Source organism: Aeromicrobium phragmitis (genome assembly GCF_003674095.1).
Taxonomy (GTDB): Bacteria; Actinomycetota; Actinomycetes; order Propionibacteriales; family Nocardioidaceae; genus Aeromicrobium; species Aeromicrobium phragmitis.
In genome coordinates, this window is record NZ_RDBF01000110.1 from 1 (window position 1) to 423 (window position 423).

The 423-nt window shown below is 68.8% G+C and carries 2 protein-coding genes; one reads left to right on the forward strand and one right to left on the reverse strand.

Features of this window, described 5'->3' with window-relative positions; all coding sequences use genetic code 11:
* Positions 1–239 (reverse strand): hypothetical protein (locus tag D9V41_RS16515; RefSeq protein ID WP_133434246.1); only part of this gene is annotated, 239 nt, incomplete at its 3' end.
* Between D9V41_RS16515 and D9V41_RS18370 the strand changes: the two genes are divergently transcribed.
* Positions 238–423: hypothetical protein (locus D9V41_RS18370; protein ID WP_208006916.1), on the forward strand; the 186-nt coding region annotated here is incomplete at its 3' end. The genes D9V41_RS16515 and D9V41_RS18370 overlap by 2 nt on opposite strands.

Genomic DNA, 423 nt, shown 5'->3' on the forward strand with positions numbered 1-423 from the left:
GTCGCGGTGCGGAGCCATTGCGTGTCCGCCGTGCACAGCTCCGCTCGCGCGGCGTCCCTCTGGGCCTCGTACGTGCGGCGCAGCTGTGTTGCTCGCTCCTGCTGGCGGGTCCTCTCGGCCACGGCGAGGTCACTTCGGATACGCGCGATGCGTTCGGCAAGTAGCGACGCTGCGAGCGCCGCTGAGCGGCCGATCTTGGTGACGCTCTGCTGCGCCGGGTCAGGCTCAAACTCACTCATGGTGTCCCCCGATGTGTTCCTTCCATTGTTAGCGCTCGATCCCGCGCTCTGCTGCTGTTTCCTTCGTCGTCGTGCTCGTCTGTTGCACCGTGCGCGGCAGCGCCGGGTCCAGTGGCAGGTGCTTCGCGGGCGGTTTCCCGACCCCAAGGCTCGGCGGCGCCGCCGGGAGCTGTGCTTGCACGCG